The organism is Micromonospora sp. NPDC049049, from assembly GCF_040649115.1.
Lineage (GTDB): Bacteria > Actinomycetota > Actinomycetes > Mycobacteriales > Micromonosporaceae > Micromonospora.
This window is the reverse complement of sequence record NZ_JBEZEX010000002.1, coordinates 241,269-257,620: the sequence shown is the minus strand read 5'-3', so window position 1 is coordinate 257,620 and position 16,352 is coordinate 241,269. Positions and strand designations below refer to the sequence as shown.

The 16,352-nt window shown below is 67.9% G+C and carries 11 protein-coding genes; 8 read left to right on the top strand and 3 right to left on the bottom strand.

Translation table 11 applies throughout. The features are described from left to right. The coding region (locus tag AB0B68_RS03585; RefSeq protein WP_357257681.1) for a tetratricopeptide repeat protein at positions 1-704 on the top strand (704 nt) is incomplete at its 5' end. Positions 705-867: 163 nt separating this feature from the next. On the opposite strand, the gene AB0B68_RS03580 is transcribed toward AB0B68_RS03585, so the two are convergent. Both AB0B68_RS03580 and AB0B68_RS03575 read right to left on the bottom strand, forming a co-directional pair. Beyond that, positions 868-1,335 (bottom strand): NUDIX hydrolase, encoded by a 468-nt coding sequence (locus tag AB0B68_RS03580; RefSeq protein ID WP_357257679.1) that lies wholly within the window; start codon positions 1,333-1,335, stop codon positions 868-870. A gap of 24 nt (positions 1,336-1,359) precedes the next feature. Continuing rightward, a complete protein-coding gene (locus AB0B68_RS03575) occupies positions 1,360-2,583 on the bottom strand; it encodes a helix-turn-helix domain-containing protein (protein WP_357257677.1) in 1,224 nt (407 codons plus the stop codon). Positions 2,584-2,965: 382 nt separating this feature from the next. On the opposite strand from AB0B68_RS03575, the gene AB0B68_RS03570 reads away from it, so the two are divergent. Both AB0B68_RS03570 and AB0B68_RS03565 read left to right on the top strand, forming a co-directional pair. After that, the gene (locus AB0B68_RS03570) at positions 2,966-3,226 is read left to right on the top strand and encodes a hypothetical protein (RefSeq protein WP_357257675.1); all 261 of its coding nucleotides are present in this window, start codon (positions 2,966-2,968) and stop codon (positions 3,224-3,226) included. 772 nt (positions 3,227-3,998) lie between these two features. Further along, entirely contained in the window at positions 3,999-4,802 is an 804-nt protein-coding gene (locus AB0B68_RS03565) for an HAD-IB family hydrolase (protein ID WP_357201880.1), read from the top strand. Positions 4,803-4,820: 18 nt separating this feature from the next. Here the strand turns inward: AB0B68_RS03565 and AB0B68_RS03560 are convergent, their stop codons facing one another. Continuing rightward, complete coding sequence (locus AB0B68_RS03560) at positions 4,821-5,567, bottom strand: oxidoreductase (RefSeq protein ID WP_357201882.1); 747 nt, start codon at positions 5,565-5,567, stop codon at positions 4,821-4,823. A 361-nt stretch (positions 5,568-5,928) separates the two neighbouring features. Between AB0B68_RS03560 and acs the strand changes: the two genes are divergently transcribed. The 5 genes from acs (at position 5,929) to AB0B68_RS03535 (ending at position 16,254) form a co-directional block, all read left to right on the top strand. Further along, positions 5,929-7,893: an acetate--CoA ligase gene (acs, locus tag AB0B68_RS03555; protein ID WP_357201885.1), complete on the top strand. Its 1,965-nt coding sequence runs from the start codon at positions 5,929-5,931 to the stop codon at positions 7,891-7,893. A 268-nt stretch (positions 7,894-8,161) separates the two neighbouring features. Beyond that, positions 8,162-10,957: an immune inhibitor A domain-containing protein gene (locus tag AB0B68_RS03550; protein WP_357257673.1), complete on the top strand. Its 2,796-nt coding sequence runs from the start codon at positions 8,162-8,164 to the stop codon at positions 10,955-10,957. 334 nt (positions 10,958-11,291) lie between these two features. After that, entirely contained in the window at positions 11,292-13,733 is a 2,442-nt protein-coding gene (locus AB0B68_RS03545) for an immune inhibitor A domain-containing protein (RefSeq protein ID WP_357257759.1), read from the top strand. Positions 13,734-13,995: 262 nt separating this feature from the next. Beyond that, on the top strand, positions 13,996-14,787 hold the full coding sequence (locus AB0B68_RS03540) for a hypothetical protein (RefSeq protein ID WP_357257671.1): 792 nt from the start codon (positions 13,996-13,998) through the stop codon (positions 14,785-14,787). A 147-nt stretch (positions 14,788-14,934) separates the two neighbouring features. Beyond that, entirely contained in the window at positions 14,935-16,254 is a 1,320-nt protein-coding gene (locus tag AB0B68_RS03535) for a phosphatase PAP2 family protein (protein ID WP_357257669.1), read from the top strand. The last annotated feature ends 98 nt before the right edge of the window (positions 16,255-16,352 follow it).

The window sequence follows — 16,352 nt, the reverse complement described above, 5'->3', positions numbered from 1 at the left end:
ACGTCGCACAACAGCAAGCACGGCTCGACGAGGCCGAAGCCCACTACCGGCAGGCACTCGACATCGCCTTGGAGTTCAACGACCGCCGAAACATCGGACCCAACTACTACCAACTCGGCAACGTCGCACAACAGCAAGCACGGCTCGACGAGGCCGAAGCCCACTACCGGCAGGCACTCGACATCGCCTTGGAGTTCAACGACCGCCGAAACATCGGAGCCAACTACTACCAACTCGGCAACGTCGCACAACAGCAAGCACGGCTCGACGAGGCCGAAGCCCACTACCGGCAGGCACTCGACATCGAGCTCGAATTCAACGACCGCGGAAACGCTGCAATCACCTACCACCAGCTCGGCAACGTCGCACAACAGCAGGAGCGGTTCGACGAAGCGCAGAGCTACTATCGGCATGTCCTCAGGTTATCTTCTGACCTTAATGACCAGCACCTCTCCGCTGTCGCTTACCAGAGACTCGGGGAGATCGCCTCGGAGCAACGGCGCTTCAAGCAGGCTGCGGAGGCGTTCGTGAACGCCGCTATCCTTTGGCAAAAATTGCACCGTGAATGGCCGATGGAATCATTGACTGCCCTTGGCAGGCTTCGGCGAGAGTTAAGTCCGGAGGAACTCGGCGAAGTTTTGAACACAAGAGAGGCATCAGCTCTCATCGGCATACTCAACGCCATTAACGATAACCGCGAGTAAAGCCCGGACACGCGATCCCGTATCTCATTCTCCGGCTACCATGATTAGCTTGCACGACCAGCCGGGATCGCAATTTCCTTGATGCTTATCGACAGCGATCCGAGGCGTAGGCAGCACGTGCATGCCACATGACAACGCCTTAATGTCGTATCGAAATTGCGGTCTAGATGGCGCTGCCGTGTTCCGCGTATGCGGACATGCCGTCACTGAGCGCCGCGATCGCAGTGCGGATCCTGCGGGCGAGTCGGGGTGGGCCGTGCTGCTCCAAGGACTCTGCGCTCACGTAACGCCACTCGGTCAGTTCACCGTCTACAAAGCGGATCTCGCGCTCCTGCTCCGGGCTGAGTGATCCGCCAGAGAAAATAAAGAGCAGCTTGTCGCCCTCGTGTTCGGCGGGCGCCCAATCCACAACGAGCATCGGCCCGAGCGCCGCGGCGAGACCAAGCTCTTCTTGAATCTCCCGCATGCATGCGTCGCGAGGTGACTCGCCGGGTTCGACGTAGCCGCCGGGGATGTCCCAGTGGTTCTTGTAGCTGGGACGCACGAGGAGCACGCGGCCCTGGTCGTCGAAGAAGAGGGCACCGGCGGCGACGCGTGGGGTTGCCAAGGGTGGCATCTCGTTGGCCGTCACCAGGGCAGCCTAGAGGGGCTGGGTTCAGTCGAGCACCTTGAGTCGCTGGGCCAGGCCGACCAGTTCGGCCGAGGGCTTGCCTCGCTGCCGTCGGATCCAGGTCAGCGCGAGTTGGCGGCTGAGGAAGTGGTGGCGGAGCTGTTCGGGTGCCATCTGTTCGGCGTCGAGCAGAACGGCTTGGGCGTCGTCGAGCCGGTTCCACGAGTTGTAGGCGCGCGCGACTTCGAGGGCGTGCCGCACTCGGCGCTCCATCGGCAGCCCGGTGGTGTTGACGCGCGGGCCGAGGTCGATGGCGACCTGTAGGTCGCCCAGCTCGGCGGCCGTGGCGACGCGGTGGATGGCGACGTTGGTCGGGCCGAACGCGGTCCAGAGGTGGTTGGCGTCAGCTCCGAGCTGGCCGGCGGCGTGGTCAGCGGCGGCGAGGAAGGTGCGGGTGGTGGCGGCATCGTTGGCGCGGGCGGCGGCCATCGAGCCTGACAGGAACAGGGTTCCGTAGACGGAGAGCAGCGCTGGCGTGGCGTGCTTGAGGTGAGGCTCAAGGTAGCCGGCAGCGTCCTCGGTGAGGCGTACGGCTTCGGTATAGCGGCCAGTGGCATGTAGGGCGTGGCCCACCGAGCGGAAGAGGGAGCCGGTGATGAGTGGGTCGCCGGTGGGACAGACGGCGGTCAAGCCGCGGTCGGCGGCGATCCAGGCGAGGTCGCTCTCGCCGAGCTTGGTGAGCTGGGTGGCAGCGAGTTGGTATGTCAGACCGAGGAGGCGGCGGGCCTGGTCCTGGCCGTCGCCGTCGTGGTGGTCGGCGGCGACTCGGGCGCGGTGCAGCAGGTCGGGCAGGCGGCCGGTGACGTACGCGAATCGGGAGTCTTGGTAGGCGTCCCAGAGGGCGCCTACCTCCTTCCTGAGTACGGCGACGCTCGATGGCACGGTTTTCGTGCCGCCGCTGAACGGGCCGAGGGCGCGGTAGTTCATCAGGGCGGCGCGCAGGGCGGGGACGGTCGTGATGCCGCTGTCGCTGTTCCAGTCGAGCAGCCCGGGTTCGCCGAGTAGGTCGCCGAGGGAGACGTCCAGGACTTCGGCGAGGGACTTGATGACGGAGAGCCGGTCCAGCTCGATCCGGTTGTTCTCGATCTTGCCCAGCCAGTCGGCGGTCCGGCCGACGAGACCGGCCAGGACCTCCTGGGACAGGCCACGTCGGTAGCGGTACCAGGCGACGCGTTCGCCGATGGTCAGGTTATTGGTTCTTCCGCGCACCGGTTCACCGTCTCCCCTCGGTCGGCTGTGACCCCGGAAGGATTTTCCGGGTAGCTGGGCGGTATGTGCCACAACCTGTCTGCATGACGGGGCTGGATGCATCGACCAACTGCCAATCCTGCTCGGCGCGGGTTGGAAGTACGCCTTCGCCCGTGCGGCGGTCCGGGCATTCGGGCGTGGTGCGGAGTGGACCAGCGCCTTCGCGCGTCGGTCATGCCTGGACTGCGCGGTTTCCGGTCGCGCGGCGACCTGCTGAGGCTGGCCCGGGGTGGGTACTGGCGTGAGACCGCGACCCGAACGACGACCCGTGAATGGCCCGCCCGCCTCGGCGCTGCGCACATCGACGCCGCACCGGCCGGGTGTCCCCGTTCCTGGTGACCTGGTGCTGATTGACGGCCGGGCATCGGTGCAGTTCGGCGGTCATCGGGCGCTGTGGCTGCGGGTGACCTCGGTCTGCGACAAGCCGACGTACCACGGCTGGGTGTGGCTGACCGGCTACTCCATCGACCTGGCCACCGGTGCAGCCCTGGCACGACGGGAAGTCTTCGCCCAGATCGCCGGCCTCCAGATCCAACGACGCACCACCGACAGCGCGCCGCCTCTCCACAACACGGCGCCAACGACGAGGAGACGCGGTGTTTGACGTTCGGGTACGACTCGGCGCGGTGCTGGACATCGACGCGGTCGATCGCCTTCTGCCTTCGGACGGACCGGTGCGGTTGTGGGTGACCGGGGTACGGCTGGTGGCCAACCGCCCGCCGCGCGATGAGTGGATCTGGGTCGAGGGCATCAGGCTTTCTGCGTCGGGCCGTCGTGGCCCTCAAACACAGATCCTGGTACGCGCGAGCAGGCTTCCACCGGAGGGCTCAGTCCATGGAGCGTCCCCGTCGGCGTGACCAAATCGGAACGGCCGGGAACAGCGGACGGACCTTCCGACCGATGCGGCGGCGGTGGCGCACTCGGCACCGCTACGCGCACAGGCCCGAGCACTACGCGACCGGTCCGGCTGACCTTCGCTGCCGATCCGCTGCCTTTCCGCTCGCCGTCCCGACCGGCCGACCCGGGAGACACACTTTCACCTGGCCGGAAGCGCTCCCGGGAAAGGGACGACCCCCGTCGGGGGGAGACGGGGGTCGTCGGAGGTTCGGCTCCGGGGGGGTCGAGCCGAACCACTCAGCGGTCACGGGGGGTGCAACCGCTGAGGGTCTGTCTGTTTCGGGGATGTGAAAGCTCGTCGTACGGACAAGTCTGCCTGAGCGGGCCCGTCACGTCGAGTGGTGCTGCCTCCACTCACTGCGAAAATCTCCTCGCAGAGTGTGAGCGTGATCACGCGGAGCGGAGAGCCCGCAGGTCTGAGGGGTGGCATGACCCCGGGCACCCGCCGACGATAGACCATCCGGCTAGACTTTCGCGCCGTGGGCCGAAGTGCCGCTTTCTTCGATCTGGACAAGACCGTCATCGCCAAGTCGAGCGCCCTGGCGTTCGGTCGGCCGTTCTACCGGGATGGGCTGATCACCCGGCGGGACGTGGTCAAGTCGGCGTACGCGCAGCTGATGTTCCGGCTGGGCGGCACCGACGAGCAGACCATGGCCCGAACACGGGACTACCTGGCTGCGCTCTGCAAGGGCTGGCAGGTGGAGCAGGTCCGCCAGATCGTCGCGGAGACGCTGCACGAGCTGATCAACCCCTACGTGTACGCCGAGGCCGCCGCCCTGATCGTGGAGCACCAGGCGGCTGGGCGGGACGTGGTGCTGGTGTCGGCGTCCGGCGAGGAGATGGTCCGGCCGATCGGTGAGCTGCTCGGCGTCACCGACGTGATCGCGACCCGGATGACGGTGGAGGACGGCCGGTACAGCGGCGAGGTCGAGTTCTACGCGGCGGGGCCGAGCAAGGTCGAGGCGGTCACCGAGTTGGCCGCCGCCCGGGACTACGACCTGGCTGATTCGTACGCCTATTCCGACTCGTACAGCGATCGCCCGTTGTTGGAGTGCGTGGGCCACCCGAGTGTGGTCAACCCGGACCGGCAGCTGCGCAAGCTGGCCTCGGAGAACGCGTGGCCGGTGCTGGAGTTCCGCCATCCGATCCCGCTGGGCCGGCGGTGGCGGGAACGGCCCGCTGTCCCGGTGGCCGCGGCGGCTCTGGGGGTCGGGGTGGGTGTGGCCATCGGCATCGCCTGGTATGGCCGCCACCGCCGAACCCGAGCCGCCACCACCGCCTGACACCACCCGTCCAACTGCTCAGGCGGCGGCGAGGATCTCGTCTCCGATGGCGGTGAGCTGGTCGGCGGCGACCTCGACGGCGGCCATGTAGTGCCGTAGCCAGGAGCGCAGCCCGTCGGGGGTGCCGGTGGCGAAGGCACCGGCCGCGCCGACGTACTCGGGCTCGCGCTCGCGGTGCCCGACGTCGACGGCGAGCAGGCCACGCGGGTCGAGGCCGCTGGCGAGCAGCACCAGTCGGGCCGCCCCCCGGGCCACCACGCCGGACGGCCCGGCGAACGGGCGCAGGTTCAACAACTCCCCGTGTACGACAGCGGCGAGCACCAACGGGGAGACCTTCGTGCCGCCGGCGACGAGGCCGGCCAGCCCGTCCAGTCGGGTGGCGACCACCGGGTCGGCGACCGGGCGGCCCAGCTCGGCCTCCGTCACCATGTCCCGTGCGGCGAGCACGTGCAGTTTCGCGAGCGCCTGGCGGGGCGCCTTCGGCCACAGCTCGCTCAGGCCCGGCAGCGCTCCGGCGACCCGCAGCGCCCCCTGGAGCACCGGGTCGGTGACGGTGCCGGCCCGGACCGCCTCACGCTCGTGCCCGGCCCCCTCGAGGGCCGCGCTGGCGACAGCGGAGCGCAGACTGACCTCGGCGGCGACCTGTCCGCCGTGCCGGCGCAGCGCCCGGTGCCCGAGCGCCTGGTCGAACCGCGCGCGGGCCTGATCGACGGCGGCGGCGATGTCGGCGAGCGCGAGCAACGGGGCGAGCGGGTCGGTGGTCACCCCGCCACGCTAACGACCCGGCCCGGCGCGGCGGGCCGCACCCGCCTCCAACGCGACAGGGACCACCCTCCCGGCGCGGCACCGCACCAGGCCCGGCGCGGTCGGACAGCCGAACCACCGCAGCAGTTCCGCACGGGTTTCCTTGAAGTCGGGGTGTCCGCCTGGCCTGGACACCCCGATTTCCATGAAACCGTGTTGATCAAGGCATCCCGCGCGCGGCGGGGACAGGTGGGATGGGCCGCCGGGCGCGCCCCGGGGGCCGCTCGGCGCGAGGCAGTGGGCAGCCGTGGCCGCTCGCAGGCCCCGCGACTACCCTCGTGCCATCGAGACCCAGGTCACCCCGAGGATGAGGAGTCACGGCATGAGCGAGGCATTGGCCAATCTGCTGAACGAGACGCGCCAGTTCCCCCCGCCGGCCGAACTCGCCGCGCACGCCAACGTCACCATCGACGCGTACGCCGAGGCTGAGGCCGACCGGCTGGCCTTCTGGGCGAAGCAGGCCGATCGGCTGGCCTGGTCGAAGAAGTGGGATGAGGTGCTCGACTGGTCGAACCCGCCGTTCGCGAAGTGGTTCGTGGGTGGGCAGCTCAACGTCGCGTACAACTGCCTGGACCGGCACGTCGAGGCGGGCCGGGGCGACAAGGTCGCGATCCACTGGGAGGGCGAGCCGGGCGACACCCGCACCATCACGTACGCGGACCTGCACGAGCTGACCTGCCGGGCGGCGAACGCGCTCACCGACCTGGGGGTGACAGCCGGCGACCGGGTGGCGATCTACCTGCCGATGATCCCGGAGGCGGCGGTGGCGATGTTGGCGTGCGCCCGGATCGGCGCCGCGCACAGTGTGGTCTTCGGTGGCTTCTCGGCCGACTCGTTGAGCAACCGGATCCAGGACGCCAGCGCCAAGGTGGTGATCACCGCAGACGGTGGTTACCGGCGGGGCAAGCCGTCGGCGTTGAAGCCCACTGTGGACGAGGCGGTCGCGAACTCCCCGTCGGTGGAGCACGTGCTCGTGGTCCGCCGCACCGGCGAGGACGTGGCCTGGACCGAGAAGGACCACTGGTGGCACGAGACGGTGGAGACCGCGTCGGCCGAGCACACCGCGCAGCCGTTCGACGCCGAGCACCCGCTGTTCATCCTCTACACCAGTGGCACCACGGCCCGCCCGAAGGGCATCCTGCACACCACCGGCGGCTACCTCACCCAGGCGTCGTACACCACGCACGCGGTGTTCGACCTGAAGCCGGAGACGGACGTCTACTGGTGCACGGCCGACATCGGCTGGGTCACCGGGCACTCCTACATCGTGTACGGCCCGCTCTCCAACGGCGCCACCCAGGTGATGTACGAGGGGACCCCGGACACGCCGCACAAGGGCCGGTTCTGGGAGATCGTCGACAAGTACGGGGTGAGCATCCTCTACACCGCTCCCACCCTGATCCGGACGATGATGAAGTGGGGCGACGACCTCCCGGCGGGCTTCGACCTGTCGTCGCTGCGCCTGTTGGGCAGCGTCGGCGAGCCGATCAACCCGGAGGCCTGGATGTGGTACCGGCAGCACATCGGCCGGGGCGAACTGCCGGTGGTGGACACCTGGTGGCAGACCGAGACGGGCGCCATCATGATCTCGCCGTTGCCGGGGGTGACCGCGGCCAAGCCGGGCTCGGCGATGACGCCGCTGCCGGGCATCGTGGCCGACGTGGTGGACGACCAGGGCCAGTCGGTGCCGAACGGTGGTGGCGGCTACCTGGTGCTGCGCGAGCCGTGGCCGTCGATGCTGCGCACCATCTGGGGTGACGACGACCGGTTCATCGACACGTACTGGTCGCGTTTCCAGGGCATGTACTTCGCCGGCGACGGTGCGAAGAAGGACGACGACGGGCACATCTGGCTGCTCGGCCGGGTGGACGACGTGATGTTGGTGTCCGGGCACAACATCTCGACGACCGAGGTGGAGTCGGCGTTGGTGTCGCACCCGTCGGTGGCCGAGGCGGCGGTCGTCGGCGCGACCGACCCGACCACTGGTCAGGCGATCGTCGCGTTCGCCATCCCGCGGGGCAGCACCGACATCGCCGGCGAGGCGGGTGAGCAGCTCATCGCCGACCTGCGCAACCACGTGTCGAAGACGCTCGGCCCGATCGCCAAGCCGCGGCAGATCATGCTGGTGCCGGAGCTGCCGAAGACCCGCTCCGGCAAGATCATGCGACGGTTGCTGCGGGACGTGGCGGAGAACCGCTCGCTGGGCGACGTGACGACGTTGCAGGACTCCTCGGTGATGGACCTGATCTCCTCGGGGATGAGCGGTACGAAGTCCGACGAGGACTGACGGTAGGCGTACTCATTGGAGGGTGGCGGTCCGTTTCGGGCCGCCACCCTCTGCCATGTCTTACGGATGCGGTCCGCGCCGCCCTGCCGGTGTCACATCGGTCGGTCGGGGGAGTCGGGGAAAGCTGAACGGGCACAGGCGTCGGCCACCACTGTCCTTTCGGCCGGTTGTGCTTTAGGTTCACGCAGGTTGGCAGAGTTCGACAGACATCGCTTCGATGGTCGGCAACCCCAACGTCCTCCTCCCCATGCCCGAGAAACGGAGCGGCATGAACCACAAACCGCAGTCCAGGGCGCGGCGACGACTACTCGTCGCACTGCCCGTCATCGCCCTCGCGGCCACGTCACTGACCGTGAGTGGCAGTGCGGCAGCCCAGCCGTCGTCCGGCACCCCCCAGGCGGTGATCGGCGCGGACGAGCACTACATCAACTACGCCGAGCCCGAGGTGCAGCCGGACACCACCGGCCGTGAGGTGAAGGGCAAGGGTGGCATCTACACCCCTGCCGCGGAATCCGCGCGCGCGTTCGACCAGAAGCACGCCCGGGGCAACCCGGTGACCGCACGGCAGCTGGCCAAGGACGAGGCCAAGTCGCTGAAGACGGGTCAGAATCCCCGCAAGTTCAAGAAGGCCCCGACCACCCAGACGGCGAAGCTGCTGACGCTGCTGGTGGAGTTCAACGACAAGGCCAACGACGACTTCACGAACGTCATGGTCCCCAAGACGGTGTTCGAGGACCGCACCTGCGTCCCCGGCACGGTCCAGAACGGCCCGAAGCACAACAAGATCGCGGACCCGGCGCGCCTGCCCCACGAGGACAACAACTCGATGTGGGTGCCGGACTTCTCGCCGCAGCACTACAACAAGATGCTCTACAGCAAGAAGGGCATCACCGAGCGGGTCCGCACGGACCTGAAGGGCCCGGACGGCAAGAAGGGCATCGACCTGTCCGGTCGCACGATGCACAACATGTACCTGGAGATGTCCAAGAACGCGTACACGGTGGACGGGCAGGCCAGCCCGTGGATCACCGTGCCGCACTCGGAGGGCTGGTACGCGGCCAACCGCTGCTTCCAGGACGAGACCGGCGCGTGGGTTCCCGGCCGTGAGCAGTCGATGAACGGCCACCCGGACAACCCGGCCGGCGCGGGCCGCCTGGCGACCGACGCGATCGACGCGCTCGTCGCGAAGGACCCGAACTTCCCGTGGGCCGACTACGACATCGAGGACCAGGCCGACCGCGACGGTGACGGCAACGTCTTCGAGCCGGACGGCGTGATCGACCACCTCGTGCTGGTGCACGCCGGCCAGGGCAAGTCCCGTGGCGGCGGCGACCAGGGCGTGTACGCGGTGTGGGCGCACTCCTCCACGGTTGCCGGTGGCTACACCATCCCGGGCACCAACCTGAAGGCGTCGAACTACATCGTGCAGCCGGAAGACGCCGGCGTCGGTGTCTTCGCCCACGAGTTCGGCCACGACCTGGGTCTGCCGGACCTCTACGACACGTCCGGCAACGCCGACTCCGACGTGGACTTCTGGGACCTGATGGCCTCGGGCTCGCACTCCGGTGAGATCTTCCAGGCGCTGCCCACGCACATGGGCATCTGGGACAAGTGGGTGCTCGGTTGGGCCGACCCGCTGACCATCCGCCCCGGGTCGAACCCGCGTGAGGTCAAGCTCGGCCAGACGTCGCGCACCCCGATCGACTCCGAGGACGGCATCAAGGTCGACCTGCCGGACAAGGTGACGACGCTGGCGACCCCGCACAGCGGCACGAAGATGTGGCACAGCAACAACGACCAGGAGTGGGCCGACGTCAAGCTGAGCCGCTCGGTCGACGTGCCGGCAGCCGCCGACTCGAAGTTCTGGATGTGGAACAACTACATCATCGAGGAGGACTGGGACTACGGCTTCGTCGAGCTCTCCACCGACGGCGGTACGACCTGGACTGAGCAGAAGGTGTACGACGAGGGCGGCACGGTGGTCACCACGCCGGACGGCTACCCGGACCCGAACGGCCGGATGAACGACTTCGGCGGCAAGAAGTACGGCCTCACCGGCAGCACCGACGGCTGGCGGCACGACTACGTCGACCTGTCGGCGTACGCCGGGACGACGGTTCAGGTGCGGCTGCGTCTGGCCACCGACGAGGCGTTCGAAGAGCGCAACTGGTTCGTCGACGACTTCTCGGTCACCGGCGGCGGCGCCACCACCTGGAGTGACGACGTCGAGGGCGGCGCCAACGGCTGGACGGCCACCGGCGGCACCTTCGTCGACACCACCGGCGCGGGCTGGAAGGTCTCCAGCGGCACCGAGGTGCACGCCCAGTACTACCTGGCGGAGTGGCGTAACTTCGACGGCTTCGACAAGGGCCTGCAGTACGCCTACGACACCATCTACTCGCACGAGGCGTGGAAGGTCGACCGGATCTCCTACAACGCTCCGGGCATGCTGGTGTGGTACCGGGACACCGCGCTCGGCGACGTCAACCACGTCACCGGGCAGATGACCGCGCTGCCCAGCTACGGCGCGAAGGGCGGCCTGCTCATCGTCGACTCGCACTTCGACCCGCTGCGCCGTACCGGCGAGGCGGCGGTGAAGGACCCGTCGGTGACCGACAACCTGCCCAGCCGCCCGCAGTCGTCGAACGCTGCGTTCACGCTGAACCGGACGTACCCGTTCACCGAGTGCCTCGAGGCGGCCGACGAGCCGTACAGCGCGTACTGCACGAAGTTCAAGGGGCTGCCGCCGGTGAAGGCGTTCACCGACGCCAAGGGCTGGTACCCGGGCATCGAGATGCGCGACGGTGCTGCCTACGCCCGCGACAACGACGCGTCGGTGGTCCTGCCGTCGCGTAACAACGCGCCGTACACCACCCGGGTCACCAACCCGGACGGCAGCCCTGCGCCGGAGTTCTACGGCGTGACCCTGGGCGGTGGCGCGATCGTGCTGGGTACCGGAAACCCGGGCGACGCCGGCGTGAACTACGGCGTCTCGCTGACGATCAAGAAGGCCGCCGGGGACAACTCGTCGGCCCAGATCTACGTGACCCCGGCAAAGAAGTAACTGTTTCACTGCGCGACAACTGACTGTGGGGCCGGTGGCGGAGACGCTGCCGGCCCCACTGTCTTGCGTGCGGCCAGATTGATCGAGAAATGTCGTTGTATACGGTCGCGGTCGCACCCGCGCTGCTCACCGTGGCTGATGAACCGGCGGGGTGTGACGGTGAAAAGCATTCCCAACAAAATCTTGCAACAAATCGACGCGTTCGTCTTCCCACCTGTCCCGCCAGTAACTATGTTCACCAATGGTCCCACTAGTGGGATCGATCTCCCACCGGCCCCGTACCCCCGTTGGGCCGGTTCCCTCACACCGGAGGTACCACGTGCGCAAAGTCGCAGTGGGTCTGCTCGGGCTCTCACTGACGGCGACAGGCCTGGCGTTCGGCCCGTCCGCCTCGGCCGCCCCGCAGCCCAAACTGCCGGCAGCGGCACCGGCCGCTGCCGAACCACAAGCGCTGAAGGATGAACTCCCCGACAAGCTCGAGGACAAGCGCCGCGAGCTGCGTGAGCAGGGTCTCGCCGACGTGCTGAGCGGGCGCAGCAAGCCGATCGAGCGCAACGGCAGCACTGTCGTCAAGGTCGGCCAGGTCGGCAAGACGGCCACCAACGGCAACGCACGCTCCGCCGCTGGCGCTCAGGCGACGAAGGACCAGTACGTCGAGCTCAAGCGCGAGCGGACCGACAAGATCTTCGTGATCCTGGCCGAGTTCGGTGACGAGCGGCACCCGTCCTACCCGGACAAGGACATGAACCCGGACATCGCCGGACCGGCGACGTTCGAGGGGCCGCTGCACAACAAGATCCCCGAGCCCAACCGGGCCGTGGACAACTCCACCATCTGGCAGCCGGACTTCAGCCCGGACCACTTCCGCCAGCTCTACTTCGGCACCAACCCGGGCGACGAGTCGCTCAAGCAGTACTACGAGGCGCAGTCCTCGGGTCGCTACACCGTCGACGGTGAGGTGACCGACTGGGTCAAGGTCCGGTACAACGAGGCCCGATACGGTCGCTCCGACGACCCGATCCCGGACGACCTGGACGTCCCGGCCAACGACCCGGCCGTCTGCAACGACAACGTCTGCGCGAACACCTGGAACCTGATCGCCGACGCCGCCAACCAGTGGGTCGCCGACCAGAAGGCCAAGGGCCGTACGGACGCGCAGATCGCCACCGAGATGAAGTCCTTCGACCAGTGGGACCGCTTCGACTACGACGGTGACGGCGACTTCAACGAGTCGGACGGCTACATCGACCACTTCCAGATCGTCCACTCCGGCGGCGACCAGGCCGACGGTGACCCGCAGCAGGGTGAGGACGCGATCTGGAGCCACCGTTGGTCGGCGTTCAACAGCTCGCCCGTGGGCCCGCCGAACTTCCCGATCGGCGGCACCCAGATCGGCAACACCGGCGTCTGGATCCGCGACTACACGATCCAGCCGGAAAACGGCGGCCGCAGCGTCTTCTACCACGAGTACGGCCACGACCTGGGCCTGCCGGACGACTACGGCCCCGCGGACAACAACAACGAGCACTGGACCCTGATGGCCCAGAGCCGGCTCGGCGCGAAGAACGACGTCGGCATCGGCGACCGGGGCGGCGACCTCGGCGCGTGGAACAAGCTCCAGCTCGGCTGGCTCGACTACGAGGTCATCGTGGCGGGTCAGAAGCGCACGCTGGAACTCGGCCCGCAGGAGTACAACTCGGACAAGGCGCAGGCCGCGGTGGTCGTGCTCCCGCAGCGGGAGTACACCTTCAACTACGGGGCACCGTTCGAGGGCTCGAAGCAGTACTTCTCCGGTAACGAGGACGACCTCGACAGCAAGATGACGAGGACGTTCGACCTCACCGGGAAGTCCTCGGCGGCGCTGTCGCTCAAGGGCAAGTACAGCATCGAGGCCGGCTACGACTACCTCTACTTCGAGGCGTCGACGGACGGCGGTCAGACCTGGGCCGACCTGGACGGCACTGTCAACGGCAAGCCGATCGGCGTCGACGGTGCGGGTCGCCCGGCCCTGGCCGGCAGCAGCAAGGGCGCCTGGGCGGACATCAACATCCCGCTGACCTCGGTCGCCGGCAAGGTGGCGCAGGTCCGCCTGCACTACGTCACCGACGGTGGGGTCTCCGAGGGCGGCTTCTTCGGCGACGCGATCACCGTGACCGCCGACGGCCAGACCGTGTTCAGCGACGGTGCCGAGACCGACGCCGGTTGGACGCTCTCCAAGTTCGAGGTGGTCGGGGCGACCTACACCCGGCTGTTCGACAACTTCTACATCGCCGGCAACCGGTCGTACGTCTCGTACGACAAGTACCTGAAGACGGGCCCGTACTTCTTCGGCTACGCGAACACCCGCCCGGACTGGGTGGACCACTACGCGTACCAGGAGGGCCTGCTCATCTCGTACTGGAACACCCGGTTCTCCGACAACAACACCGCGCCGTACGACCCGGTGACGAACCCGGGTGGTCACCCGGGTGAGGGCCGCAACCTGTACATCGACGCGCACCCGCGCCCGATCTACAACCTGACCGGAGCCCCGTGGCGCGCCCGTATCCAGGTGTACGACGCACCGTTCAGCCTGAACAAGGCTGACTCGTTCACCCTGCACCTCAACAGCCAGCCGCAGTACATCCGCGGTCAGGCCGCTGAGCCCGTGTTCAACGACACCAAGAAGTACTTCTACGAGGAGCTGCCGAACCACGGCGTCAAGCTCCCCGCGACCGGTGTCAAGATCGAGGTCAAGGAGCAGAACGGCACCTCGATGAAGATCAGGGTCAGCTGACCACTGACTCAGCAACACCCAGCGACGCCCGGGCAGGTCATCTGCCCGGGCGTCGCCCTTTGGCGGCGGTTCTCCTCGGCCGACAGCGCCGGGCCTCGGAGCACATCAATCGATCACAGTCAACGCCAGTACGGGCGGTTGACGGCACATCGACCGACCGTGACGATTGGTATCGCCTGACTGTGGATCCCGGGTCACCTCGACTCGGCGCTGACCGAATCACGCGCCAGCCACGGCAGGCACAACCACGGGGGTGGTTCGCATGTCGAGTGACGTTGAGTTGGATCTGGGTGGGGGCGGCGCACCGACAGTGCGCTTGGCCACCGTCTCCGCCCTCGAACTGAGGTTGCGGCTCGCCGCCGGGCAACAAGAACTTGTCCAGGCCCAGCACCGCCTGATGGAGCACTACACCCGGCTTGAACAGCGGGAGCAGCAGACGACGTCACCGGCGGAGGAGCGTGACACGGTCCGCGACTGGGCCGAGTTCGTCCGGCTCGCCGACCGCCTGACCGTCGAGAACGACGACTGCCGGTCGCTGCGCGGCGTGCCGCCTCCGGCCGGCGGTGGCACGCTCTGGGGCTATCCGGAATCGGCGCGGCGCCACCCGACGATCGTCGATCACCGCGTACTCGACACGCCGAACCACCTACGCGGCGTCGACACCACCCAGGTACGGATGGCGGCATCCGTACCCACGTCGATGGTGATCGGTGGACACACCGCGTTGATCGCTCCGGATGGCGCCGGTCGGTGGTCGGGCTTGTTCCTTCGCACGGCCGCGCTGGTGGAGTTCATGACGCACCACTTCGACTGCCTGTGGTCACGGTCCGTACCACTGGCCGAACGGCAGACCGGCGAGAGCGACGGCCCGACGGCGGTGCAGTCACAGATTCTCCGACTGGCCGCGAGCGGCGCGAAGGACGAGGCCATCGCGCGCAGCCTCGGGCGCAGCCCTCGCTGGGTACGCCGCCACTTCGAACTGCTCTCCGAGCGGCTCGGTGCGTCCAACAGGCTGACCCTCGGGGTCGCCGCCGCGCAACGCGGCTGGATTTGATCTTGCAACTTGCGGACTGCGGCCACTTCGCCATGTCCCTGCCTCCCGGGGCCCCCGATCATTGACACAAGCCGATGGAGATCCTGTCGGCGACGCGCCTCCGGCGCGGATGTTCAACGGGGAAGGATCCACTTGCGAAGGATCGGAATGCGACGGACCGTCGCCCTCTTCGTAGCCGCACTCACCATCGGCGGCACCATCACCGCAGTACCCCGGCCGGCGCAAGCCGTCCCGGAGGGCTTCGACCATGTCATCTACTGGAACAACGTTCTGCTGAAGACCTACCGCGCGGTCGGGGGCCCGCCGACGGTGTTGTCTCGGGCCGGCGCGATGATGCATCTCGCCATGTACGACGCGCACGTGTCGCTCGGCGGCAACGGCGCTCCGTACATCGCCCGGATCGCGAAAATACCCAACTACAATTACGACCGCCAGTGGAACATGGACGTGGCGGCGGTGACCGTTCTCGGCTCCATCTGGCCGACGCGGGACTTCTCCAACGACTTCGCCGGCTCCCGCTCCTATCCGCCGATCGGCAACCCTGGACCTGAGGGATGGAGCACGAGCGTCGGCGAGGGCGCGGCACAGAACATGATCAATGCCCGCGCCAACGACGGCTCCACCAACAACGCCGCGTACACACCGAGCTTCACCGCCGGCCAGTGGCGACCGACCGGCTCCGGCGCTGCGGCCAGCCCCAACTGGGGCGCGGTCACGCCGTTCGCCCTCACCTCGGGCTCGCAGTTCCGTCCCCCGCTACCGGGCGGTTTCACCAACGTCGACACGATGCTCCGCAGCAGCGCCTACGCGGAGCAGGTGAACGAGGTCAGGAAGCGCGGCTCCGCTACCGCCAGCACCGAGGACCGCACCGCAGACCAGACCCAGGCGGCGTACTTCTGGGCCAACGACCTGGACGGCACCTACAAGCCGCCGGGCCAACTCTTCCGACACACCCAGATCGTCGCGACCAAGAGCCCTCTCGACACCCCGCGACTGTTCGCCCTGGTGGCGATGGCGATGGCCGACGCCGCCATCGCAGCCTGGGACGCCAAATACAACACCAGCATCGACCTGTGGCGCCCAGACACCGCGATCGCCGAGCCCGAGACGGACAACAACGCCGCAACCACGCCCAACCCCGCCTGGGAGCCCCTGTCGGCCGATCGAAGCGGCAACCACTTCTCCCCGCCCTTCCCGGCGTACGTGTCCGGGCACGCGACCTTCGCCGGCGCGTGGGCCGGCATCATGAAGCGCCATTACGGCACTGACGCGTTCACCTTCGCCGCCACCACCGAGGATCCCCAGGCGGTCAACGTCACGCGCACCTTCACCAGTTTCAGCGCGGCTGCAATCGAGAACGCCCGCAGTCGAGTCTGGCTCGGTGTCCACTACCAGTGGGACGCTGACTCCGGACTGACCGTCGGCGATCAGGTGGCCAACCGGGCCTTCAGCACCTACCTGCGGTAGACCGACAGCGATCCCGGATCGGTGAGCACCTCACCGATCCGGGATCGTCGCGCGTTCGAGCCTCGTACCTGTCGGCACACCTTTGCGGTCGCGACGTG

Coding starts and splice junctions, on each gene's coding strand:
- acs (WP_357201885.1), top strand. CDS start 5,929: ATGAGCGAGGCATTGGCCAATCTGCTGAACGAGACGCGCCAGTTCCCC.
- AB0B68_RS03540 (WP_357257671.1), top strand. CDS start 13,996: ATGTCGAGTGACGTTGAGTTGGATCTGGGTGGGGGCGGCGCACCGACA.
- AB0B68_RS03535 (WP_357257669.1), top strand. CDS start 14,935: ATGCGACGGACCGTCGCCCTCTTCGTAGCCGCACTCACCATCGGCGGC.
- AB0B68_RS03550 (WP_357257673.1), top strand. CDS start 8,162: ATGAACCACAAACCGCAGTCCAGGGCGCGGCGACGACTACTCGTCGCA.